This window comes from Salinicola sp. V024, assembly GCF_052645315.1.
In genome coordinates, this window is the sequence record NZ_JBQXYB010000013.1 from 14341 (window position 1) to 37792 (window position 23452).

The 23452-nt window shown below is 60.8% G+C and carries 19 protein-coding genes and 1 pseudogene; 6 read left to right on the forward strand and 14 right to left on the reverse strand.

Annotated features, from left to right (window positions below):
- Positions 1-176: 176 nt before the first annotated feature.
- The 11 genes from pcaG to ACUN9V_RS16180 form a co-directional block, all read right to left on the reverse strand.
- The gene (pcaG, locus tag ACUN9V_RS16130) at positions 177-809 is read right to left on the reverse strand and encodes a protocatechuate 3,4-dioxygenase subunit alpha (protein ID WP_322528084.1); all 633 of its coding nucleotides are present in this window, start codon (positions 807-809) and stop codon (positions 177-179) included.
- 3 nt (positions 810-812) lie between these two features.
- The gene (gene pcaH / locus ACUN9V_RS16135) at positions 813-1550 is read right to left on the reverse strand and encodes a protocatechuate 3,4-dioxygenase subunit beta (RefSeq protein ID WP_445512147.1); all 738 of its coding nucleotides are present in this window, start codon (positions 1548-1550) and stop codon (positions 813-815) included.
- A gap of 172 nt (positions 1551-1722) precedes the next feature.
- Positions 1723-2649, reverse strand: coding sequence for a pca operon transcription factor PcaQ (gene pcaQ, locus ACUN9V_RS16140; protein WP_322528086.1), 927 nt, complete (start codon positions 2647-2649; stop codon positions 1723-1725).
- Between the two features lie 129 nt (positions 2650-2778).
- Positions 2779-4071, reverse strand: a complete 1293-nt coding sequence (locus ACUN9V_RS16145; protein WP_322528087.1) for a TRAP transporter large permease — start codon at positions 4069-4071, stop codon at positions 2779-2781.
- Positions 4068-4586, reverse strand: coding sequence for a TRAP transporter small permease (locus ACUN9V_RS16150; RefSeq protein ID WP_322528088.1), 519 nt, complete (start codon positions 4584-4586; stop codon positions 4068-4070). The genes ACUN9V_RS16145 and ACUN9V_RS16150 overlap by 4 nt, the downstream gene beginning before the upstream one ends.
- Positions 4587-4599: 13 nt before the next feature.
- The gene (locus ACUN9V_RS16155) at positions 4600-5619 is read right to left on the reverse strand and encodes a TRAP transporter substrate-binding protein (protein ID WP_322528089.1); all 1020 of its coding nucleotides are present in this window, start codon (positions 5617-5619) and stop codon (positions 4600-4602) included.
- Between the two features lie 125 nt (positions 5620-5744).
- Complete coding sequence (locus tag ACUN9V_RS16160) at positions 5745-6926, reverse strand: alpha/beta fold hydrolase (RefSeq protein WP_445512148.1); 1182 nt, start codon at positions 6924-6926, stop codon at positions 5745-5747.
- A gap of 31 nt (positions 6927-6957) precedes the next feature.
- Positions 6958-8274, reverse strand: a complete 1317-nt coding sequence (locus ACUN9V_RS16165; RefSeq protein ID WP_445512149.1) for a short-chain fatty acid transporter — start codon at positions 8272-8274, stop codon at positions 6958-6960.
- 37 nt (positions 8275-8311) lie between these two features.
- Complete coding sequence (gene pcaF, locus ACUN9V_RS16170) at positions 8312-9529, reverse strand: 3-oxoadipyl-CoA thiolase (protein WP_322528092.1); 1218 nt, start codon at positions 9527-9529, stop codon at positions 8312-8314.
- Complete coding sequence (locus tag ACUN9V_RS16175) at positions 9526-10338, reverse strand: CoA-transferase subunit beta (RefSeq protein WP_322528093.1); 813 nt, start codon at positions 10336-10338, stop codon at positions 9526-9528. Before ACUN9V_RS16175 ends, pcaF begins: the two co-directional genes overlap by 4 nt.
- Entirely contained in the window at positions 10335-11153 is an 819-nt protein-coding gene (locus ACUN9V_RS16180) for a CoA transferase subunit A (protein ID WP_322528094.1), read from the reverse strand. The genes ACUN9V_RS16175 and ACUN9V_RS16180 overlap by 4 nt, the downstream gene beginning before the upstream one ends.
- 542 nt (positions 11154-11695) lie before the next feature.
- Here ACUN9V_RS16180 and ACUN9V_RS16185 point away from each other — a divergent pair.
- Both ACUN9V_RS16185 and ACUN9V_RS16190 read left to right on the forward strand, forming a co-directional pair.
- Positions 11696-12752 (forward strand): annotated as a pseudogene (locus tag ACUN9V_RS16185) (IS3 family transposase); the annotation flags it as partial.
- Between the two features lie 409 nt (positions 12753-13161).
- Positions 13162-15111: an FAD-binding monooxygenase gene (locus ACUN9V_RS16190; protein WP_445512150.1), complete on the forward strand. Its 1950-nt coding sequence runs from the start codon at positions 13162-13164 to the stop codon at positions 15109-15111.
- Positions 15112-15276: 165 nt separating this feature from the next.
- Here ACUN9V_RS16190 and ACUN9V_RS16195 read toward each other — a convergent pair whose 3' ends face one another.
- Both ACUN9V_RS16195 and ACUN9V_RS16200 read right to left on the reverse strand, forming a co-directional pair.
- Entirely contained in the window at positions 15277-15747 is a 471-nt protein-coding gene (locus ACUN9V_RS16195) for a MarR family winged helix-turn-helix transcriptional regulator (RefSeq protein ID WP_445512151.1), read from the reverse strand.
- Between the two features lie 333 nt (positions 15748-16080).
- Positions 16081-17415, reverse strand: a complete 1335-nt coding sequence (locus tag ACUN9V_RS16200; protein ID WP_322528097.1) for a class-II fumarase/aspartase family protein — start codon at positions 17413-17415, stop codon at positions 16081-16083.
- 710 nt (positions 17416-18125) lie between these two features.
- On the opposite strand from ACUN9V_RS16200, the gene ACUN9V_RS16205 reads away from it, so the two are divergent.
- Both ACUN9V_RS16205 and ACUN9V_RS16210 read left to right on the forward strand, forming a co-directional pair.
- Complete coding sequence (locus ACUN9V_RS16205) at positions 18126-18911, forward strand: IclR family transcriptional regulator domain-containing protein (RefSeq protein WP_322528098.1); 786 nt, start codon at positions 18126-18128, stop codon at positions 18909-18911.
- Between the two features lie 185 nt (positions 18912-19096).
- The gene (locus ACUN9V_RS16210) at positions 19097-20038 is read left to right on the forward strand and encodes an AEC family transporter (protein WP_445512152.1); all 942 of its coding nucleotides are present in this window, start codon (positions 19097-19099) and stop codon (positions 20036-20038) included.
- Positions 20039-20056: 18 nt separating this feature from the next.
- Here ACUN9V_RS16210 and ACUN9V_RS16215 read toward each other — a convergent pair whose 3' ends face one another.
- Positions 20057-20881, reverse strand: coding sequence for a sugar phosphate isomerase/epimerase family protein (locus ACUN9V_RS16215; protein ID WP_445512153.1), 825 nt, complete (start codon positions 20879-20881; stop codon positions 20057-20059).
- A 191-nt stretch (positions 20882-21072) separates the two neighbouring features.
- Between ACUN9V_RS16215 and ACUN9V_RS16220 the strand changes: the two genes are divergently transcribed.
- Both ACUN9V_RS16220 and ACUN9V_RS16225 read left to right on the forward strand, forming a co-directional pair.
- A complete protein-coding gene (locus ACUN9V_RS16220) occupies positions 21073-21942 on the forward strand; it encodes a DMT family transporter (protein ID WP_445512154.1) in 870 nt (289 codons plus the stop codon).
- Between the two features lie 76 nt (positions 21943-22018).
- Positions 22019-23398, forward strand: coding sequence for an SLC13 family permease (locus ACUN9V_RS16225; RefSeq protein ID WP_445512155.1), 1380 nt, complete (start codon positions 22019-22021; stop codon positions 23396-23398).
- The last annotated feature ends 54 nt before the right edge of the window (positions 23399-23452 follow it).

Here is a 23452-nt window from a genome sequence, read left to right on the forward strand (position 1 = left end):
GACAACTCGACATCTAACCGGCGCATCGCTCATATCAGCGAAAGGCCGGATTTCTCCTAGCCCAACGACGGCTCCCGCCTTTTCATGCGCAGCGGCAAGCCTTTCCCGAAGGTCCTCCGCCAGCGCTGCGTCTGGGATCTGAAGCCAACGGCAGCTCGCTCAGATCCTATCCGGGTTCAGAAATCGAAGAACACCGTCTCGCCCTCGCCCTGGAGGCGAATATCAAAGCGATAGCGGGGCTTACCCTCGCCCTCTTCGCGCTTGGCGATTAGTGTCTGGCGCCGCGTGGGCGATTCGACCGCGTTGAGTACCGGGCAGGCCGCGTTGGCCTCGGCTTCGTCCTCGAAGTACAGACGCGTATGCAACTGGATGTTGATACCACGGGCGAACACCGCGAGCGTGACGTGCGGCGCCATCAGGCGGCCATCGCGGCGCGCGACCTGGCCCGGTTTAATGGTGTGAAAGCACCATTCGCCGTCGTTTTCCACCGTGGTCGCGGTGCGTCCGAAGCTGTTGAAAGGCGCACGTAGATCGAATTCGCACTGGTAGTCGCCATGAGCGTCCGCCTGCCAGGCTTCCAGCAAGGCGTCGCGCACCAGGTCGCCATTGCCGTCGATGACGCGACCCACGAGTTCGATGGCCTCACCGTCGGCCTCCGGAGAGGCGAGCCGATTCCAGATTTCTTCCTCGCGCGGCGGCAAGCCGGCGATATCCAGGGCCAGGCCGATATGCACGTAAGGGCCGGCCGTCTGTGACGCGGTTTCACGCAGCAGGGTTGCAGCGCAGGGCTGTGAGTTCGGCTGTTGCATGGTTTACCCCTGATTCTCGAAATAGGTTTGCAGTTCACCGCGGATCACCAGGTCGAAGCGGTAGGCCAGGCAATCCATCGAGCGGCTACGCGCCATGTCGAGACGACCGATCATCGTCTCCACGGCCTCGGGATCGCGCAGGGTATGCACGATGGGGCACAGCGGAATCAGCGGGTCACCCTCGAAATACATCTGCGTGATCAGCCGTGTGGAAATCGACGGTCCCATCACCGAAACGTGAATGTGCGCCGGCCGCCAGCTATTGACGTCATTGGGCCAGGGATAAGGGCCGGGCTTGATGGTGCGAAAGCGATACCAGCCCTCGTCGTCGCTCAGGCAGCGCCCCACGCCGCCGAAATTGGGGTCGAGCGGTGCCAGGTAGCCGTCCTTCTTGTGGCGGTAGCGCCCACCGGCATTGGCCTGCCACATTTCCACCAGCGTATTGGGCACCGGCTTGCCGAACTGGTCGACGACGCGACCGAACATGATGATACGCTCGCCGATAGGCAGTCCGGCGAGCGCGGGAGCTTCACGATAGTTGAGCAGCAGGTCATTGTCGTGCGGCCCCATGCGCAGTCGGGAGAAGTCGGGGCCGCCGAGTTCCGAGACACTGGGCGCCTGCATGCTGACGTAGGCCTGGCTGGGGGAGCGCGCCACCGAGGTCTTGTAGCCCGGCGCATAGGCCGGGGGATGCCAGTTACGGTCGCGCTCGACGAAGCGCTTGTTATCGTTGCGAGGCATGCGAATCTCCTGATCGAAAGGACCGCGGCACGAGCGAATGCCGCGATATCATGCCTCATTGTCCGGGCCTAGCGCCGCCTGCCAATTGAAATGGCCGACCACCGCCATAACCCATAGGATATATCGGCCAAAAGTCTATGCGACTAAGGAATAAGCATTCGACCGAGCGCCGTCACACCGAAGGCACTGCCATCTCGGCGACGATATCGCGCAGACACGCGCTCAAGGCGTCGACACCGGGGTTGTGCGGCAGGGCGATGTTGGTGCATACCCCTACGGAGCCGCCCCGTGATTCCAGACGCACGGGCAAGCGTGCCAGGCGGCCATCGCGGAGATCCTCGCGTACCGCATCGAGAGGCGCGACCCAAAGCGCGTCGCTGGCCAGGGCGTAACGTCGGCTCAGCGAGAGCGATAGGGTTTCCAGCGCGATACGCGGCGGCTCGGCGCCTTGCTCGACCCAGAAGCGCTCGACTTGATCGCGCAGGGTGGTCGACGTCGGCGGAACGATCCATGCATGGACGGTCATCGCTGCGCCTTCCAGTGTGTCGTGCGCCAACAGCGGATGCCCGGCGCGCACCACCAGCACCAGCGGCTCGTAATACAAGTGCTCGAACTGCAATCCGCGAATTTCGCGGGCCTCGCTCATGCGTCCGGCCACCGCATCCAGTTCTCCCATTCGCAGACGCGAGAGCAGGTACGCACTGGGCCCCGTCACTACATGAACGCACCACTGCGGTGCCTGAGCATGCAGGCGATGCAGCGCCCGAGGAAGCAGGCCTTCCTCGACGGTCGACAGCGCGCCCAGACGCAACACCGCTTCCTGCTGGGCGGCGTCCCGTACCGCCTGAAACCCTTCGCCCAGGCTGCGCAGCGCCGGGCCGGCGTGACGCAACAGGGTCAAGCCGGCGGCGGTCAAAGTCGCGCCATGCGGGCTGCGCTCGAAGAGCGTCGTCTCGAGAATCTCTTCCAGCTCGCGAATCGTCTTGGACATTGCCGGCTGGGTAATGGAAAGCGCCTGCGCGGCCTTGGCCAGGCTTTGCAACCGCGCCACTTCCTGAAACGCCATGAGATGACGCAGCTTGACGCGGGCATTGAGCATGGCGATGTTCCTGAAGCATGAACTCGGACGGGCCAAAGTGCGGCCCGGATGACAACTGGAACCGATGAAAGCCCAGCCACGAGAGCGCGTCAATCGATCTCGTTCCGGGCTTTCCGGTAATAGCGGTCTCTACAGCGTCAGCAGATAGAGACTCAACGACGGAAAGACGATCAGCAGCGTCAGCCGCACGAAGTCCGAGACAATGAACGGCGCCACGCCCTTGAAGATTTCGCCAAGCCCGACGTGCGGGGCCATCGCCTTTATCACAAACACATTCATGCCCACCGGCGGGGTAATCAGACCCAGCTCTACGGTGAGCACGGTGACGATGCCGAACCAGACCGGGTCAATGCCCAGCGCCTGGACGATCGGGTAGACCACCGGCACAGTGATCACCAGCATGGCGATCGAATCCATGAACATTCCCAGCACGAAATACAGCAGCAAAATGCACAGCAGCACCGCTATCGGCGACAACGACAGACCGAAAATGAAATCGCTGATCGAGAACGAGATGCGTGACACCGAGATGAAATAGCCCAGCGTATCGGCGCCCACCAGCATGAAGAACACCACCGTCGACAGCGCCAGGGTTTCCTGTACCGCGGCCCACAGCTCTCTGCCGCGCAGTCCCTTGAAGAGCGCATAGAGCAGAGTGACGAAGGCCCCCACGCTGGCCCCCTCGGTGGGCGTGAACAACCCGAAATAGATGCCCAGGATGATCACCAGGAACACGCCGAAAAACGGCAGCAGCCCGGCCAGCGAGGCGAACTTCTCGAGCCACGAGGTGCGCTCGCCCGACGCCGCCAGCGAGGGCCGAAGGTGCACCACCACGGTCACCGTCAGGGCATAGAATAAAAGCCCCATCAGGCCGGGAATTAGCCCGGCCATGAACATGTCGCCCACCGACTGCTCGGTAAGGATGGCATAGATCAGAAGTGCAATACTCGGCGGGATCATGATCCCCAGCGTACCGCCTGCGGCCAGCGCCCCGGTTGCCAGACCGCGGTTGTAGCCATGACGCTCCATTTCCGGCAGCGCGACGCGGGTCATGGTGCTGGCGGTGGCCAGCGACGAACCGGAGATTGCCGAGAAGATCCCGCACGAGCCCACCGCAGCGATCGCCAGGCCACCCTTCCAGCCGCCGCAGATCACCCGCACGGAGTTGAACAGCTTGCCGGCCATGCCGGAATGCGCAGCCAATACGCCCATCAGAATGAACATGGGGATCGCGCTGAAGCTGTAATTCGACAGCACTTCGACCGGCACCGATTTGACCATCGACATGGCCGCGCTCCAGGAGATCACCTGGGCGAAGCCGCCGACGCCGACGATCAACATGCACAATGCCACCGGCACGCGCAGCACCATCAGCACCAGCAACAGCCCCAGGCCCAGCGCGCCGATCATTTCGCTACTCATTCGACGCTCTCCACTTGATGGGCGAACAGCGCACCGAGCACGGCGTGCACCAGGCAGCGTATGCCGAGCAGCACGCACAATCCCGAGGCGATGTAATAGATCGGGGCCATCGGCAGGCGCAGATCCTGAGTGGTTTCGCCGTGGGCCGCGGCGCTGGCCGCTGCATCCCATAGACCAAACGCCAGGACCAGCCCCAGTACCACGAAGCCCAGCAGATAGACTCCGGCGATGCGCGCCTTGAGCGAATCACGCAAGCCGTGGCTGAAAGCCTCTACCACCACCTGACTTTTCTCGACGTTGGCGGCCATCGCCGCCAACAACGCGAACAGCATCAGGTAGCTGACAAGCTCCACGCTACCCACCACGCTCAGCGAGAGGGCCCCGTCGCTCAAGCGGTAGAGAAAGCGCAGCGCCACATCGACGACCGTCACCCCCAGCAGGCTAACCAAGGCAATGCCGGCGATGAGTCGCGAGAAGACTTCCAGCCAACGGCTGAGTCGCAAAAGCGCATACATGGACCGGCTCCGGCTATTGCTTGCAGGACTGGGCTGCATCCATCGCAGCCTGGTAGACGTCACGCGCCTGATCGAGGCCTCGCGATTCGAGATCGCTCAGATAGATTTCTATGCCATCCTTGAGCGGCTTCTGCCAGTCCGGATTTTCCAGTGGATTGTCGATCACATTGATGGTGTCACCTTTCTCCACGGCATTCTTGCGGCCCGCTTCGTCCTCGGCAGCGAATACCTGGCCGGCGTTCTCGGCCCACTTCATGCCCGAGTTATCGTCGATCGCCTTCTTCTGCTCCGGCGACAACGATTCGTAGGTGTTCTTGTTCATGGTGGCGACGAAAATCAGCGTATAGAACGGTACCTGGGTGTGATAGTTGAGCTGTTCGCCCAACTGGAAGCTCTTGACGCCCTCCCAGGGAATGCTCAACCCATCGATCACCCCACGCTGCAGCGAGGTATAGATATCCGGCGCGGGCATACCCACCGGCTGTGCGCCCATGTTCTTCATGATATCGCCGGCCACCGCGGTGGGACGCCGCATGCGCAGCCCCTCGAGATCGCTGGGCTTCTGTATGTCGGTGTCCTTCGTGTGCAGGTAGCCCGGCCCGGTGGTGAACATGAACAGCACGTGGGAATCGTCGTACTCATCGCTCAGCCGGCCATCGTCGTAAAGCGTCTGCAGCACGCAGGCACCCTGCGGAGCCGATTCGGCAACGCCCGGCAGCTCGACGACCTGGCTGAGCGGAAAGCGCCCGTTGGTATAACCTTGGGCGGTGATGCCAATGTCGGCAATGCCGTTGACAGCGGCATCGTAGGTCTCGTCGGCCTGGCTCAAGGTCTGCGAGGGGAAGTTCTGAACCTTGAGCGAGCCGCCCGACTCCTCTTCGACGGCCTTGGCCCACTTTTCGAAGATTTGCTGGTTGATGGCGGAACCACTTGGCCAGAAATGCGACATGCGCAGCGTGGTGTCGGCGTGGGCGGCAGCGGCCGCTCCGGCTACCGAGAGCGCAAGAATGGTGCGAGCAAAGATGCGGTTCATGGTTGAGTTCCCTGTTATTCGGCGGCTTTCGATATTCGACTTACACCTTTGCGGCTCAGCCACACTTCGTCTATTAGACGAACGTTAGTTCGCTTGGCGAATTCCATGAAGGCCGAATGCCTTCGCTAGCTCCCCTCTCCCCAACCCAGCTGCTTGGCCAGCGAGAATGCGTGATTGGCTGCCGGAACGCCGGCGTAGATGGCCACGTGCATCAGTACTTGGCGAAGCTCGGTTTCACTCAGACCGATGCGCTTGGCGGTCTTGAGATGCAGCACCAGTTCCTCCCGCCCCAGCGCAGCCAAGATGCCGGTAGTGATCATACTGCGTTCCCGCCGGGTCAGGTCGTTGTTACTCCACAACTCGCCCCAGGCCAGCCGTGTAATCATCTGCTGGAAGGGCGCGTCCAGGCTGGTGGCATTCTCCGTCGAACGGGCGACATGTTCTTCGCCGAGCACCTGCTTGCGAGTCTCCAGACCGGTCGAGTAATCGACGCCGCGCTCGCCGACATCGCCAAGCTCCACCGCCAATGTCGCCAGCAGTAAAGCCGCGAACCGTTCTGGCGCTTCCACCGAGGGCGCGTGCCCGACACCTTCTAAGATCTCCAGCGGTGCGCCGTCGCACTCCGCAGCCAATGCTTCGAGCGTCGTCGGCGGGGTCGCCGCATCTTCGCGGCCACCCAGCAAACGGATCGACACCCGCTTGCCCTGCAGGCGCCCGGTGAACGTATCTCGCCCCAGCATCTCGCACAGCCGGGCGTAGGACTCGGCGTCGCCGCGCCCCATCTGAACGCACCATCCGTCCTTGAGCGCCGGATCGGCCTCGAGGCGTGCCGGCGCGAACCATCGCGGCACGATCTCACCGGCCATCGCTGCCAGCCCTTCGACACGTACGCGTCCGGCTCGGGTGTTCCACAGCTCAGCACTGCCGATCACCGCGCCGGTATTGGTCAGGGTGGCCGTCAGCAGGCGCTCTCCATGCGCAGCGATCAACTGTTGACCGATGACGCCACCGATCGAGGTGCCGACGAAGTGGAAGCGCTCCACGCCAGCGAGCTTCACCAGCGCCAGTGCTTCGGAGACCAGCAGCGCCGGTGTTATTGCTCCGCCGTCCGCCGGCCAGGCCTGACTGGCACCGTGCCCCGGCAGATCCCAGGTCAGCACGCGATAGCGCGGCAGCAGTTGTGGCAACAGGTCGTCCCACACCGCCTGAGTCATTCCGAGTGGATGGGCCAGAACCACCAGCGGGTTGGCCTCGGCACCCAGCAGTCGGTAGGCAACGGTACGCTCTTCAACGTTGGCAAAAGGCATGTCGCGCTCCTCGAGAAGTCAGTATTTCCTGTCAGGCGAAGGTCGCCAGCGCCACGAAAGTGCCGGCAATCGCCACGCCGGATATCACCAGCCAGATCAACAAGTAGCCCATGATGTCACGCGCTGACAGCCCGGCGACGCCCAGTAGCGGCAGCGCCCAGAAGGGTTGGATCTGGTTGGTCCAGCCGTCACCCCAAGTGAACGCCATGATCGTGCGAGCGGGATCGGCACCGATAGCGGCCGCGGCCTGCATCATGATCGGCCCCTGGATAGCCCACTGACCGCCGCCGGAGGGAATGAAGAAGTTCACCGCGCCAGCTGAAAGAAACGTCCACAACGGGAAAGTTTCCGGTGTCGCCAATGAGATGATCATTTCCGAAAACTGGGTCACAAGGCCAGCATTGGTCATCATTCCGGCAATCCCGGCATAAAGCGGAAACTGCACGATGATGCCACGCGCCGCGCCGACCGCCTTCTCGACGGCACCGAGATAGGCAGCCGGACTTTTATGCAGCAACAGACCCAGCGCCAGAAAGATCAGGATTACGGTATTGAGGTTGAGACTGAATCCCTGATCGATAACTTGGTCGATCAGATAGGCTGCCGCCAACAGGCCCATGAACAGCGTCGGCAGACGGCTATTCTCGATGCGATCGGAAAAACTGCCATCATGGCGAGCATCCGACTCAGTCTCTTTGTCGTCGGCATCTGACGTTTCCAGACGCACGACCTTGTCGGGCTGTTTCTGCAGCAGGAAAAACAGCACCAGCAATACCAGCAGCGCCAGAGTGAGAAGGATGTTCCAGCTCGAATAGAGCGTCTCGGAGACCGGCACGATGCCGATGGCATCCTCCATGAAGTGCCCCGGCGTGGCGATGACCAGCGGAATCGAGGAGGACGGACCACGCACCAGCTCGCCACCATAGGCGGCGGCAACCAGCAACGGGAAGTGAATCGCGACCCGGCGCCCCATCTCGCGGGCCAGAATCGCCCCCGCGACCATACCGAAGCCCCAGTTGAGGTAGTAGCAGACAAAACTGACCACGATCGTCAGCACCAGCGCCTGGCGAGGCGTACTGGCCTGCCGCGTTAGCCCGCTCAACAGCTGCTGCATCACTGGCGTCAGCGCCAGCACATAGCCGGTCAACAGCACCAGCACCATCTGCATGCCGAACTTGAACAGCGACGAAAAGCCGTCGCCCCAGTAACCGGCCATTGCTATCGGCGATTGGCCCCCCAGCGTCACGCCGAGAACAAAGACAATAGCGGTCAGAATCACCGCCAGTACGAACGCACTGGGCAGATAACGCTGAACGATACGCACCGAAAATCGCGTAACTGCTTCCATTGAAACCTTTTCCCCAAAATCGATCTATCGACGCCGATCACATCCGCTCTATGACGGTGGCGATCCCCTGCCCAACGCCGATACACATGGTGCACAACGCGAAGCGACCACCTTTCTGCTGCAGTTCGTGCATGGCGCTGGTGATGATGCGTCCGCCCGACATGCCAAGCGGGTGGCCTAGCGCAATCGCGCCGCCGTTGGGGTTGACGCGCGGATCGTTGTCGTCGAGACCGAGTTCGCGCAGACACGCCAGCGACTGGGAGGCAAAGGCTTCATTCAGTTCGATGTGATCGAGCTGATCCAGCGTCATGCCCAAGCGCTTGAGCAACTTCTGCGAAGCGGGCACCGGACCGATACCCATGATGCGCGGCTCGACGCCAGCAGTAGCCATGCCGTGAATGCGCGCCATTGGCACCAGGTTGTAACGCTTCACCGCCGCCTCGCTGGCGACGATCATTGCCACCGCGCCGTCGTTGACACCGGAGGCGTTGCCGGCGGTAACGGTGCCGGCAACGCTGGAACCAGCGGCACGGAACGGTGTGGGCAGCTTGGCGAGCTTCTCCAGGCTGGTCTCGCGCGGGTGTTCATCGGTATCGAAGATCAGCGGCTCTTGCTTACGGCGCGGGATCTCGAGCGGCTCGATCTCCAGCGCCAGGCGGCCACTGTCCTGAGCGAGCTTGGTCTTGCGCTGCGAATCAAAAGCGAACTGATCCTGATCCTCCCGCGAGATCTTGAACTGCTCGGCGACGTTTTCCGCCGTTTCCGGCATCGAGTCGACGCCGTACTGCGCTTTCAGCAGTGGGTTGATGAAGCGCCAGCCGATGGTGGTGTCTTCCATGACCTGGGTGCGCGAGAAGGCGGTCTCGGCCTTGCCGACAACGAACGGCGCCCGCGACATCGACTCGACCCCGCCGGCCAGCATCAGCTCGGCTTCGCCGGCGCGAATCGCCCGCGCTGCGGTGCCGATCGCATCCATGCTCGAACCGCACAGGCGGTTGATGGTCGATCCCGGCACGTTGGTGGGCAGCCCGGCCAGCAACAATGACATGCGCGCGACGTTGCGGTTGTCTTCGCCGGCCTGATTGGCGCAGCCCATGATGACGTCGTCGATAGCGGCGGGATCGAGATCCGGCGCCTGCCGCAACACGGCTTCGAAGATGCGCGCCGCCATGTCGTCGGGTCGGAGCGATGACAGCGCACCGCCGAACTTGCCGACGGCGGTACGACGCGGGTGGCACAGATAGACGTCGTTCATGCCTTGGCCCCTTTGTCTGCTTGATCGCCCGCATGGTGGCGATCGGTGCGCGCCTTGAGCTCGCGCAGAATCGTCAGTTCAGTCTCATCAGGTTCCGGCGTCGACTCGAGCGTGTCGGCGAAGCGAATCTCCCAGCCGGTCGCCTCCTGCACCTGCTCGCGAGTGACGCCGGGATGCAACGAGACCACTACCAGTTCCTTGGTCTCGGGGTCCGGCTTCATCACGCATAGATCGCTGATGACGCGGGTCGGCCCGCGGCCGATGTTGGGCAGACCGTCACGCGCGGTCCCGTCGCGGCCGAAGCCGACCGTGGTGACGAAATCCACCGCTTCGACGAAGGTGCGTTTGGAGTGCTTGACCGTAATGAACACTTCCCGGGCATTGGTCGCGATCTCCGGCGCCCCGCCGCCGCCCGGCAGGCGCACCTTGGGCTCGCGGTAATCGCCGATCAGGGTGGTATTGAGATTGCAGTAGCGATCGATCTGCGCGGTGCCCAAAAAGCCGACGTCGACGTGGCCGCCCTGCAGCCAGTAGCGAAACATTTCGGGCACCGAGACCGTGGTCAGCGCGGTCTCGCATAGCTCGCCATCACCGATCGACAGCGGCAGCACGTTGGGCCGGGTCTGCAAGGTGCCGGATTCGTAGATCAACACCACCTCCGGAGCGTGCGTCAGGCGCGCGAGATTGGACGCCTCGCTGGGCAGGCCAATGCCTACGAAGCAGGTAGAGCCGTTGCTCAGCGCCCGGGAGGCGGTCACGGTCATCATTTCGGCGGCGGTATAAGGTCGAGTGACAGTCGTATCGCTCATGCGTCGTCTCCCTGACTGAAGACATGGTCCTGAAGCCACGTATCGAAGGTTTCGCGATCGCGGGCGATGGCATCCCAGGCCTTGTAGAAGGCGTTATCCCGGGGGTAATAGCCGTGGGCGTAGGAAGGGTAGGCACCGTGTTTTGCCACCACGATGGCATCGATCGCCCAGCCCGGGATCACGCAAGCGTTGGGGCCGGCGGCGAGATCGTCGACGATCTCCTCGACCGTGACGATACTGCGCCCGGCCGCCAGCACGACTTCCTTCTGCACGCCAATGATGCCCTCGACCAGTACGTTGCCCTGGCGGTCGGCCCGTTGCGCGTGAACGATGCCCACGTCCGGACGAACCGACGGCACCGCCGCCAGGCGTTCGCCACTGAACGGACATTCAATGAACTGGATCTGGGGATTGACCTTAGGCAGATCGCTGCCGACATAGCCGCGCAGTACCGCCAGCGGTAGCCCGGCGGCGCCGGCTTCGAACGCACAGGCCATGGCCGCATGGCTGTGTTCGAAGATCTCGACCGGATGGGGATAGCCCTTCTCGACCGCATCGCGCAGCCGATGCAGCGAGCCGACGCCAGGATTGCCGCCCCAGGAAAAGATCAGCCGCTTGGCGCAACCGGCGCCGATCATCTGGTCGTAGAGCAGATCCGGCGTCATCCGGATCAGCGTGAGATCACGTTTGCGCTGACGGATCACTTCATGACCGGCGGCAAAGGGAATCAGATGGGTAAACCCTTCCATGGCAAGGGTCGCGCCATCCTCGACGTAACGCGCAACAGCGTCGCGCAGAGAGAGAAATTCAGCCATGTGCGTTCGACTCTCAGTAATGTTCGCTAAACGAACACAGGTTTGTGATACGAACAAAGCTATCGCTTCGATACTCTGCGGTCAAACGAGGCAAAAGCGAAACACCTCACCGTCAAAGATTCTCTGAAAGCAATAATGACTAATTAATCAATTACTTAGCCATTACTTAACAGTCATCTCATAGGACTTCGCACTATGTGATTACGACTAATGTATAACGTGCGATGGGGTTTTTGAGCCCATCGACGACCTCTGTCGCTACTCGGATATGGCCAACCAGAGGCGATACCAGCCTTGGCGCAGGTGCATACCGCCCTTTCCTTGGTAATAGGACCGGTTGTAGTGTTCAACTGGTCCCGGGCAGTGGATTGGTTTTTCTTCCGCACAAGCGGGCGGCATGTCACCGTTGTACTGATGAGGACGCAGCCAGTTGTAACGTTTCATCAGATAGAAGCTAATACCCTGCTGAGCTTCCTGCGCTGACCTGACCTGCCACGGGATTTTCCTCGTCGATTAGAGTCCGACCTAACTAAGGACGGACAATGAAGCGAACGAGATTCACGGAAGAGCAGATCATCGGCATCCCGCATCCCGTCGGAGCACCAAGCCGGTGCGAAATGCGCGGACCTGTGCCGCAAGTACGGCATGTCAGAAGACACCTTCTACAACTGGAAATCCAAGTTCGGCGGCATGACCGTGCCAGAAGCCAAACGGCTGAAGCGCTCGAGGACGAGAATGCCAAGCTGAAGAAGCTACTCGGCGAGCAGATGCTCGACCTGGCAGCGATGAAGGAGCTGCGCTCAAAAAAGTGGTGACGCCCGTCGCGAAGCGGGAAGCCGTCTCGCATCTGAGGCTATCGCTTGGACTCTCCGAGCGCCGGGCCTGTCGGCTAGCCGGAGCGGATTGCAGGATGATTCGCTACGTCTCTCGCCGCGCCTCGGATACAACGCTGCGTGATCGGCTGCGAGAGCTGGCCCACGAGCGCCGTAGGTTCGGCTATCGGCGCCTCTTCGTCCTGCTGCGTCGCGAGGGTGAACTTTCTGGCATCAACCGAATTTATCGGCTCTATCGCGAGGAAGGGCTAACGGTGCGCCAACGAAAGGCCCGACGTAAAGCCGTCGGGACACGGGCGCCAATCCTGGTCGAGCCGCGCGCCAACGCGCGGTGGTCACTGGATGTCCACGACCAATTTACCCATGGCCAGCGCTTCCAAGTGCTCAATGTGGTCGATGACGTCACCCGTGAGTGCCTTGCCGCTATCCCGGACACCTCGACCTCAGGGCGGCGAGTCGCTCGTGAATTAACAGCCTTGATCGAGCGCCACGGAAAGTCTTGAATGATCGTCTCGGATAACGGCACGGAGCTGACTTCCCATGCAATCCTGTGTTGGTGCACCGAGCACCGAATCGAATGGCGCCACATCGCACCGGGCAAGCCGATGCAGAACAGCTTCTTGGAGAGCTTCAACGGCCAGATGTGGGACGAACTTCTCAACGAGACCCTGTTCGGGAACCTGGCTCATGCGCGAGTCGTGATCGCTGCCTGGGCGAATGACTACAATACGGAACGTCGCACTCGGCGCTGGGCTATGAAACGCCAGGGGCTATGAAACGCCAGCAGCTTATGCGCAGGCTCTCACAAGCGTGCCTATTGGCACGAACGCTGATCGGACTCCAATAGCTGCCGGATGAAAGTTCAGTGGCAGGTCACTCCTGATGCAGCAGGTGAAAAATTCCTGTTTGGTGTACGCCGTCCCGAGCCCGCAAACAGATCAATCTCGCCCAGCACTATCTGCTCTCTGCAGCATGTTGAACATTAGGGGCTTGGCAGGTGATACGCACCTTCAGACAAGCCCGAGCGTTGAGTCGCTCAATCAATGGAATCTCAACTATCGTTGTGACATCGTCGTTTGATTGGCAAAACGTCTAATTGCATGCACCACGATTAATCACAATAGTGATCAATATTCTTAGAACAGCCCATCGACATGTTCCTGTAGAGGTATCCCATGCAATTTCATCTCAACGGCCTTCAAACCGGTGACCCCGCCATTCATGAAGCTAACGGTGAGTCCGCTGACACTGATCGGCTATCCAAGGAAGTTGATGTCCTGATAGTCGGAAGCGGTCCGGCAGGCCTGACCTTGGCGGCACAGCTGTCAGCTTTCCCAGAAATCAAGACGCTTATCGTTGAGCAGAAGGATGGCCCTCTGAAGCTTGGCCAGGCAGATGGCATCGCCTGCCGAACCATGGAAATGTTTGAGGCCTTCGGCTTCAGCGAGCGGGTGCTGAAGGAGGCCTGTTGGATCAGCGAGACAGTATTCTGGAAGCCGGATGAGACTAACCGGCAAAACATTGTTCGCAGCGGCCGAATCCAGGACACCGAAGACGGGCTTTCCGAGTTTCCTCATGTAGTACTCAACCAGGCACGGGTTCATGACTTCTATCTGGATGTAATGCGCCATTCTCCCTCCCGACTGAGGCCCCACTACTCCCGTCGGTTAGTGGACCTTGAAATCGACCCAGACAAGTCTGCGGCTGTAACGCTCGGTGCGGTCGACTATCCAGTAAAGGCGGTCCTTGAACGCACTGACCTGGCTAATGAAGGAGAAAGGGAAACCGTACGTGCTCGCTATGTGGTGGGTTGCGACGGGGCACGTAGTGCAGTTCGGAATTCGCTGGGACGCTCTCTACATGGCGATTCCGCCAATCAGGCCTGGGGAGTTATGGATGTACTGGCAGTGACGGATTTTCCAGATATCCGCATGAAGGCGGCGATTCACTCCGCCAATGAAGGCAATATCCTGGTTATTCCTCGGGAAGGTGGTTACTTGGTGCGGCTGTATATCGAGCTCGACAAGCTCAAAGAGGACGAACGAGTCGCTAACCGCAACATTACTTCCGATCAACTGGTGGCCGCGGCGCGGCGCATCCTGCATCCCTATACTTTAGACGTGAAAGAGATTGCTTGGTGGTCGGTATACGAGATTGGGCAGCGTCTGTGTGAAAAATTCGATGATGTCCCGGCAGAAGCAGTTAACGATCGCTTGCCTCATGTATTTATCGCCGGGGACGCTTGCCACACTCATAGCCCGAAAGCGGGCCAGGGCATGAATATCTCGATGCGGGATACATTCAATTTAGGATGGAAACTGGCTTCAGTACTCCTGGGACGGTGCTCTCCGCAGATCCTGCATACCTATACAACGGAACGTCAGACCGTGGCGAAGGAGTTGATCGATTTCGATCGAGAGTTTGCCAAGATGTTCAGCGCCCCACCCAAGGGATCGCCCGAAGACAAGGGCAACGGCATTGATCCGGCGGAATTTCAGAAATACTTCGTACAGCAGGGGCGTTTTACAGCGGGGACAGCAATCCAGTATTACCCTTCGCTTATCTCCGTCGAACCGACCTATCAGCATCTCGCAAAAGGTCTTGAAATCGGTAAACGCTTTCATTCTGCACCGGTCATCCGCTTGGCGGATGCCAAGCCTATTCATCTGGGCCATACGGTAAAGGCAGATGGTCGCTGGCGGCTTTTCCTCTTCGCGGGGTCAGGTGATCCCACCAAGATAGATTCGGCTATTTATCTTCTGTGTAAGTTCCTCTGCGAATCATCGGACTCGCCTATCAGACGTTATACACCATCAGGTGCAGATATTGATTCGGTGATCGACGTGCGCGCTATTTGCCAGCAGAGTTTTAGGAAGCTCTCTCTCGATGTCTTCCCGGCCATGCTATGGCCTAGGAAAGGACGCTATGGTCTACATGACTACGAGAAGGTATTTTGCCCAGACCTGAAGAGTGGCCAAGATATCTTTGATATGCGGGCCATTGAACGGGAAAAAGGGTGCATGGTGATCGTGAGGCCGGATCAGCACATTGCCCATGTCTTACCACTCGATGCTCATGAAGAACTAGCGGCATTCTTCGCTGGCTTTATGCTCGATGCAGACTGACATATGCGTCTTGGCCCAAGGGCTGACTCGGTTCATGGTAATCTCTGGGCAGAGAGCGCATCGGCTCTCGCTCAGCTTATTGAGCGCTCCGCTGGCTATTCTTAGTAGCAGCGGTATTGTTGGCCTCAATAGCAGCGCCTTCCGGCTTAAAGACGCTATTTTCTATTAACCAGCATCCTTTATCGGCACCCGACTAAGCTCATTGTTGGTATCCGCCATCTTTCGTAGAAGTTTGCTCAAAATTTCCCGCTCATCGTCGTCGAGTGGTGCAAGAATGTCCTTTTGGGTCTCTCTGACGGCTGTTTCGGCATCATGGCGCAGGCTGCGTCCAACATCGGAGAGAGTGACCAGCATCGAGCGTCGGTCCTCCGGGTTGCGGCGTCGTGTGACCAGACCTCGCTCCTCAAGCTTGCGCACCACCACGGCCACCGTGTTGCGATCTAGCGCCGTGAAGCCGCCAAGCGTGATTTGATCTAGCGCCCCCATTTCCTCCAAGGCGGAAAGAATCACGTACTGTAATTGTGTTAATCTAAAGGCTTCGCATTTCCTAAGAAAAATCGCCACACTGATCTGGTGACAACGTCTGAGAAGGTTACCCGGCAAGACATTGGCTTCGGTGAGAGGAAAATCGTTCATAGTTGGCCATCCAAAACTTGGACTACGGTCGGTCAACCCATGAGAGTGACCAGCCGGTTGGTTAGCTTGAGTAATCGAATCTAGGCCACCGTATCATGCTAAATGAGGATAAGGACCTACCTTTATTCGGATAGGCAAAATATAGAGCTGCGCAAATCGCCGGATGGCAAAGGCTTTTGGCTAACGGTATCCGCCTAGATCTTACCGAGGCCCAGCTCAACCATCTCCGGCGAATCCACGGCTTTCTTGCCAACCTAGGACGGTGTTTTTCGTACAACTTCGCAACGGACCCTTTAGTCATAACGGCTTTTATTATTTTGAATTGAAAAGCTATTAATATGAGAGACAAGAAAGCAGGCGATCCACCTGGGTTCCACTACTACCAATGTATAGGTCGATGGCCAATGCCGCGCGCACGCCATCGGCATCGAGACGGCCGACAACGTCAGGTTCTTCGAGCAGCACTTCAGCGTAATCGCGACGTTCGTGACGTGCCTTGTCACCGGCTCGTTGCGCCAGATCCCGCGCTTCGTCGAAATCCATGATGCGCGACAACAGACACGTCGCCGGCTCGGCCATGATCGCCCCGCCACTAAGACGCAGATTGCGGGTCATCGCTTCTTCGTGGACTTCCAGTCCTTCTATCAGCGGCATCATCGATTCCAGCGCCCCTTCCAGGCTGATCACGGCATCCAGCAGCGGCGCCCATTCAGCGTGCCACTCCCCCAAGCCCCGTTCCAGCGGCTGCGCCCCGGCGTTGAGGATCACGCCGTGATGACCGTGAATCTGGCGCGCGGCGGCACGGATGCGGGCGCAGGCGACCGGATTGCGTTTATGCGGCATCGACGAGGAACCGCCCACTCCCGGCGCGGCAGGCTCGCTGAGCTCGCCAACCTCGCTCTGGCACAGCAGCGCAATGTCCAGCGCCGTCTTCTCCGCCGCGACCGCCACGGCATCCACGGCGCCGATCAGTTCCAGAATCGGTTGGCGGTCGGTATGCCAGGGCAATACAGGTTCGGCCAGCGCCAGGATTCGCGCGAGATCGGCCATGATCGTCATCCCGCTCGCGTTCAGTCCGGAATGAACTCCCACGGCGCCGCCGAACTGCACGTAGAGCCCCGTGTCGGCCACTGTCTGCAATCGCCGTTCCGCCTGAGCCAGCCCCCAAGCCCACTGAGCGACTTTGGCGCCGAAGGTGATCGGCAGCGCCTGCTGCATCAGGGTCCGCCCGATCATCGGCGTATCCCGATGACGTCGCATCAGCTCGCCCTGCGCCTGCCGCAGCTTCGCCAGATGCGACAGGCAAGCTTGCAAGCGTGGCTTTATCAGCAGCATCAGTGCGGTATCGACGATGTCCTGACTGGTGGCGCCGTGATGAAAGGCCGGTTTGAGCCTCTCCGGCAACATCGCCTTGGCCTGTTTGACGAAAGGAATGGCGACATTGCCACCCTTGCCGACATCATCCGCCAGCGCCTCGAGATCAAACGCTTCGGGCCGTAGCGCGTCGGTCATTGCCTCGGTGGTGCCTGCGGGCAGAACTCCCGCGGTTTCCTCGGCCTGGGCCAGCGCCAGCTCTACCCTGCACAGGGCGGCGACGACGCATTCGGCACGCAGGGCAACAATTCCCGTGCGACTCATGAAGGGATGGCGAAAGAAGTGATCGAACATGTGGAGTTCCTATCCGGCGCTTTTTGGCACCTGACATAATATGGCTATCAGCCTAGCGAATACACGGCTTATCAAGCGAAGCGTTTGCCGATAGTGATAGATGGGCAACACGGCATACGCATGGTCACGAGCCCGCGTGTCGGCACGACAATTTTGAATACAGGCCGTCTAGGGTGGCCATCAGTAGGCACTGCACGAAAGACCTCGTTGTAGAGTCATCGAAGCCGGCTCGCGCAATGGCTTCCAATTTGCTGTGCAGATCCCCACTCAGACAGACGGTGGCAATGGCTCGCATGATGACCTCCATGACCTCACTGTTGGCAATAATCGCTGACAGTCGGGACAGGCATGCCGACTCGACAGATACGCTCGGCGCCCGACTGTTCGAATAGCGTCTATATGTTCGTATTATGAACTTTCACTGTCGACGGGTGTCAAGTTCCACCCGGCAATCCGCTATCGTCGCTCATTGAAATTCGGGTAGAACACAGCAACTGCGCGACTTGAGGCCGAACCACGACTTTGGTCTCATCTGTATCGGAAGTCCGTGGTAATCGACTGGCGACATCCCTTCTAGACCTCTTCTTGCCAGCGATGATCTCCCCGCTTCAGCAGCGAATCATGTTAGAACAGATGTTCGGCTTTCGAACTTTTCTTTTACCCCTTAAGCTCGTAACCATCGATTCGACAGACGGCAAGGAATTTCAGGCATGCCCAGCAAGGATGAAATGCTCACCCCTGATGATCGCGACTTCGTCACCGCACTGGCCAGCGGACTCGAGGTGATACTCGCGTTCGATCAGCAGTCACCACGGATGACGTTGAGTGAGGTCGCTGCCAAGACGGGAATGAATCGTGCGCGTGCCCGTCGATTTCTGCTAACGCTGCACGCGCTGGGCTACGTGCGTAAACAACATCGTTCGTTCGAGTTGGCGCCCAAGGCGCTACAGCTGGGTTATGCCTTTCTCTCTTCCAATGGTTATCGCAGCGTCATTCAACAACACCTCGAGGACATCACCGATGTTACCGGCGAGTCCTCGTCGATGGGCGTACTCGATGGCGACGACGTCACCTATGTGGCGCGATCGGCGGCTCATCACCGCTTGATGTCCATTTCACTGTCGATCGGCACCCGCCTTCCGGCAGCCTATACCTCCATGGGTCGGATTCTGCTGGCGCAGTTACCGGACGCAGAGCGCGCCGCCTATCTCGAGCGGGTCACGCTCTCGCGGCACACCGAACACAGCATTACTGACAAGGCGACACTGGCGGCGCTCTTCATCGAGATTCGCGAGCAGGGTTACTGTATTGTGGATCAGGAGCTGGATTCGGGGCTCCGCTCTCTGGCAATCCCGGCCTTCGACGCCAATGGCGAACTGTTGGGCGCCATCAATATCAGCACCAACGCGGCGCGGATTGACATACAGACGTTAACGAAAGACTTTCTGCCCCTGCTTCGCGAGAAGGCGAAACTGATAGCCCAGCAGGTCAACTGAAAACTCGCGGCGGGCAGTCGGCCAGATCACGGAGGCGCATCGCCAGCGCGCCCTGGAGGTCATCGGCTGGCAACGCTGAACGAGAGTCCTGCTGGCGGGCGCCGTGCGAGTGAATCCACTTGCCGGTAGCCCGTCATGGGCTCATGCTATTAGGCATAAGTCTAATTGGCAGCGATCAACGTTTCGTGAACACCATCCTCGGCGCCATCATTCCCATCTTCATCCTGCTGGGCATCGGTTATCTCGCGGTGCTCAAGCGCATCGTCGACAAGGCCCATATCCAAGGCATGGGTCGATACGTGATCAATATCGCCCTGCCCGCACTGGTAATCCAGGCGCTGCTCCAGCGACCGCTGGGCGAGGTCTTCAACGTGCCCTACCTGCTGGTCTACGGACTGGGTTCCGGGCTCGCCTTCGCCATCACCTTCGCCATGGTAACGCTGCGCGGCAATGCGCCGCTGGAGCGCCGGGCGATGTATGCCCTGGGCACGTCGGCCTCCAACAGCGGCTTCATCGGCTATCCGGTGGCGGTGCTGGTGGTCGGCCCCACGGCAGGCATTGCCCTGGCGCTCAACATGCTGATCGAGAATCTGCTGGTGATTCCTACGGCGCTGGTACTCGCCGAACTCGGCCGCCAGGCCCAGGGCGGCGTATGGAAGACGGCGAAACCGGTGGCCGTGCGCATTCTGCGACATCCGTTGATCATCGCCATCGCCGTGGGCACGCTGCTCGCCGCGCTGAACCTGCATCCGCCGGCCCCGATTGCCCGAGTGCTCGAGATGCTCGCCGCCTCGTCCTCGCCGGTGGCGCTGTTCGTGATCGGTGGCACGCTATGCGGCCTGCGCGTGCGTGGCATGGTCAAGCGTGTGACTCGGATCGCGCTCGCCAAGCTCTCTCTGCACCCGCTCTGCATACTGCTGATGGTACTGCTGATCCCGGGGCTCGATCCGGTATTCGCCACCGCGGCCATCATCTTTGCCTGCGCCCCGATGCTCTCGATGTATCCGCTGCTGGGTCAGCGCTACGGGTTCGGCGAGCTGGGCACGGCGGCGATGGTAATGGCGACGGTGCTGTCGGCGCTGACACTGGCATTGGGAATCTGGCTGAGCCATCTGTGGCTGATATAGCCGCCGAACGAGGCGTTGTTACGGCTGCGAGGCCAGTAGCGAATCCAGCGCGTGCTTGCCCTGAAGCGCCGCCATCCCCGTCGGCATGACCGCTAGCGCATCGCTGAAGACCTCCAGCGACAGCGGCCCGGCGTACCCTGTCCTGCCCAATGCCTCCATGAAGCGTTCGATGGGTAATTCGCCGTCGCCGGGAAACGCCCGTCGATGACGGCTCAGCGATTGCAGATCCTGCCCGCGCGGCCATGGCGAGTCGGCCAGCTGCACCAGGCCGATCCTGTCGCCGGGGATCGAGGCGAGGGTTTCCAGTTGGAGCTCGCGAGCCAGAACGTGGTAGCTGTCCAGCACGAGGGAAAGCGCCGGATGATCCGCCCGCTCCACGATCCGCCACGCCTCGCGATAGTCCAAGACATGCCGCCCCCAGGCCAGCGCCTCGAAGCCCACGCCCATCTCCCGTTCGGCCGCCAGCTCGGCCAGGTCACGCAGTGTGTCGGCGGCTCGGCCCCGGTCGTTCTCGGCTTCTTGGCGGGTATTGCTGCAGGCAAGCAGGAAGTCACCGCCGAGATCGGCCAGCGTATCGAGTTGGCGCCTGGCCTCCTCCAGCATCTGACGATGCAATGCCGGCGGCAGCGCCTCGGCATCGCGGAACGGCTGTAGCGCGACGACCGTCAGTCCAAGTTCCCGACAACGCTCCCCCACGGTTCGCGGCGCCAGACCGCTCGACTGCAGGTCATCGGCGAAAATCTCCACGCCGTCGAATCCGGCCCGCGCGATCGCCTCCAGCTTGTTCGTCAATTCTCCGCTCAGACAGAGCGTCGCCATCGCGGTTGTCGTTACCTGCTTCACGCGTTCTCTCCTGGCTGGCAGGAGCCACCAATCTGGCTCGTCTGGATCTTCAGCCTAGAAGGAAACCGTCTCGACGCCACAGGTTCGCGAATCCGATTCGTCATCTACGCTGACGGCGGGGGCGCGCGCCCGAGCAGGCACAACCTGGAGCGTTGGCGACAGACAACATCTGCCAAGGAGGGCATCAAACCATGTCGAGTTCGGTGAAGGGCACCGTCTACATCACGCTTGCAGCCATGTTCTGGGGTCTGTCGGGCGGCCTTGCGAGCCTGCTGATGGACGAGGGCTGGGCCCCTTACGTCATCTCGTTCTACCGCGGCGCGATCGGCCTGGTCTGCATGCTGGCCTGGTTCGTCCTCCATCCGTTGCGCAACCTGCGGTTCGACTGGCGGCTCATCGCCTGGTCGGTCGTGGCTGGCGTTGGTGTGGCCGGCAACTTCACCTTCTATTTCCTGAGCATCTCGAACGCCAACGTGGCGATCGCCGCCACGCTGATGTACACCGCGCCGCTGTTCGTCTTTCTGGTGTCGTTCGCATGCGGTCTGGAGAAGCCTACGCTAGGCAAATGGGCGTCGATCACGGCGGTGATGGTGGGTATCGTGCTGCTGACCGACATCCTGCGCAGCGGCACGGGCCAGGTTTCGGTCTGGGGTATCGCTTGCGGCCTGTTGTCCGGCTTGTCCTACGCCCTGTTCATCTTCGGCTTTCGCTACGCCAGAGCCCAGGGGCCGGCGCAGGCGGTCCTGACGATCGCCTTCCTGACCCTGACGCTGCTGCTGTTCGCATTCGTCGACATCGGGCAGATGCAGCAAGTGCCATTCACCGGCGACGCCTACGGGTTTCTGCTGCTCGGCCTGTTCGGCGCAGGCATCTCCTTCTATCTCTATCTGCCCGGGCTGAGACGGACGTCCCCCTCGGCGGCCTCCATGATCGCCATGGTGGAGCCGGTCACGGCCTCGCTGTTCGGATTCGTCGTGCTGGGACAGACTCTCGCCCCGCTGCAACTTTTCGGCATGGCGATCATTCTGGTCACCATTACGCTGCTGAGTCTGCAGCGCTGATCCAGCCCCCGATTCGACCGATGGTCGCTTTTCACGCTGGTATACTGCCGCCTCGCTCGCCTTCGGATCTGTCGTGATGTCCTCTTCGATTACCGTTCTGCCCTGGCGTCAGGGAATATCACTGCTGGCTCTGCTGGGCGCGTTCGGCTGGCTGTTGCTGGGCAGCGCCGACGGCTCGGTGCTGCAGGCCGGCATCGTCGTGGTGCTGTGCATCGGCCTGTGGGCCACCGGCTGGCTGCCGCAGTGGCTGACGGCGCTGATCTTCTTCACCCTCTGTACCGTGGCGGAGGTCGCGCCGGCCTCGACGGCGTTCGCCGGTTTCGAGTCGGCCGCGACCTGGCTGGTGTTCTCGGGCATGGTGATCGGCGCCGCGATCAATCACACCGGCCTGGGCGAACGCGTCGCCGCCCGAATCGGACCTCATCTCGCCTCAGGTTATCCACAGGCGGTCGTCGGCGTGGGGCTGCTGGGGCTGATTGCCTCCTTCTTCATGCCGTCGGCGATGGGCCGGATCGTGCTGCTGGTGCCGATCCTTCTGACCCTGACCGACCGATTCGGCTATGACCCCGGCAACCCCGGTCGTACCGGCGTCCTGCTCAGCGGCATCATGTCGAGCTTTCTGCCCACCTTCACGATTCTGCCGGCCAACGTGCCCAACAATGTGTTGATGGGGGCCAGCGAAGCGGTGCTCGGCTTCTCGCCCAGCTATGGCGAATATCTGCTGCTGCACTTTCCCGTGCTGGGGTTGCTCAAATGGGTGCTGATCATGGGGTTGATCCTGTGGCAGTTCCGCGCCGTGGCGCCGTCGCCCTTTACGGCCGAGCCGCCGTCCAGGCTGGGAGGCAGCGGCAATCTGATGAGCGTGCTGCTGGCCTTCGCCGTGGTGATGTGGATGACCGATGCCTGGCACGGCATCTCGCCGGCCTGGATCGGCATGCTGGTGGCGCTGGTCTGCCTGTTCCCGGGCAGCGGGCTGCTGCCGGCCAGACCGTTGCAGCAGATGAACCTCGAACCGTTCATCTACGTCGCCGGGATCGTCAGCCTGGGAGCTCTGGCGCACGACAGCGGGCTGGGCGAGGCGATCGCCGGCCAGCTTCTCGACGTGTTGCCGCTCTCGCCGGAATCGACTGCCGGCAACTTCGCCTGGCTCTCGGTGATCGCCACGATCCTGGGCATGCTGGTCACGCTGCCCGGTGTTCCCGCGGTGATGACGCCGCTGGCGCCGCAACTGGCCGATGTCACCGGCTGGTCGCCGTCGGCCGTGGTGATGTCTCAGGTGATCGGATTCTCGACCGTGGTGTTCCCCTATCAGTCGCCGCCGCTGATCATCGGCCTGCTCACTTCCGGCGTGAGCATCCGTCAGGCCATGCGCATCACGCTGCCGCTGGCGGTGGTCACGATCCTGCTGTTGTGGCCGCTCGATTTCATCTGGTGGCGCTGGCTGGGCGTGATCTGAACGCGACCGGCGTTTTCCGGCAGGACGGGGCATGGATCACCTAAACTGAGCCTC

Bases quoted from the DNA above. Each gene is read 5' to 3' on its own strand.
- ACUN9V_RS16220 (WP_445512154.1), top strand. From the start codon at position 21,073: ATGTCGAGTTCGGTGAAGGGCACCGTCTACATCACGCTTGCAGCCATG.
- pcaH (WP_445512147.1), bottom strand. From the start codon at position 1,550: ATGCCTCGCAACGATAACAAGCGCTTCGTCGAGCGCGACCGTAACTGG.
- ACUN9V_RS16180 (WP_322528094.1), bottom strand. From the start codon at position 11,153: ATGGCTGAATTTCTCTCTCTGCGCGACGCTGTTGCGCGTTACGTCGAG.
- ACUN9V_RS16225 (WP_445512155.1), top strand. From the start codon at position 22,019: ATGTCCTCTTCGATTACCGTTCTGCCCTGGCGTCAGGGAATATCACTG.
- ACUN9V_RS16190 (WP_445512150.1), top strand. From the start codon at position 13,162: ATGCAATTTCATCTCAACGGCCTTCAAACCGGTGACCCCGCCATTCAT.
- ACUN9V_RS16145 (WP_322528087.1), bottom strand. From the start codon at position 4,071: ATGAGTAGCGAAATGATCGGCGCGCTGGGCCTGGGGCTGTTGCTGGTG.
- ACUN9V_RS16195 (WP_445512151.1), bottom strand. From the start codon at position 15,747: ATGAACGATTTTCCTCTCACCGAAGCCAATGTCTTGCCGGGTAACCTT.
- pcaF (WP_322528092.1), bottom strand. From the start codon at position 9,529: ATGAACGACGTCTATCTGTGCCACCCGCGTCGTACCGCCGTCGGCAAG.
- ACUN9V_RS16165 (WP_445512149.1), bottom strand. From the start codon at position 8,274: ATGGAAGCAGTTACGCGATTTTCGGTGCGTATCGTTCAGCGTTATCTG.
- ACUN9V_RS16160 (WP_445512148.1), bottom strand. From the start codon at position 6,926: ATGCCTTTTGCCAACGTTGAAGAGCGTACCGTTGCCTACCGACTGCTG.
- ACUN9V_RS16150 (WP_322528088.1), bottom strand. From the start codon at position 4,586: ATGTATGCGCTTTTGCGACTCAGCCGTTGGCTGGAAGTCTTCTCGCGA.
- pcaQ (WP_322528086.1), bottom strand. From the start codon at position 2,649: ATGCTCAATGCCCGCGTCAAGCTGCGTCATCTCATGGCGTTTCAGGAA.
- pcaG (WP_322528084.1), bottom strand. From the start codon at position 809: ATGCAACAGCCGAACTCACAGCCCTGCGCTGCAACCCTGCTGCGTGAA.
- ACUN9V_RS16175 (WP_322528093.1), bottom strand. From the start codon at position 10,338: ATGAGCGATACGACTGTCACTCGACCTTATACCGCCGCCGAAATGATG.
- ACUN9V_RS16205 (WP_322528098.1), top strand. From the start codon at position 18,126: ATGCCCAGCAAGGATGAAATGCTCACCCCTGATGATCGCGACTTCGTC.
- ACUN9V_RS16200 (WP_322528097.1), bottom strand. From the start codon at position 17,415: ATGTTCGATCACTTCTTTCGCCATCCCTTCATGAGTCGCACGGGAATT.
- ACUN9V_RS16155 (WP_322528089.1), bottom strand. From the start codon at position 5,619: ATGAACCGCATCTTTGCTCGCACCATTCTTGCGCTCTCGGTAGCCGGA.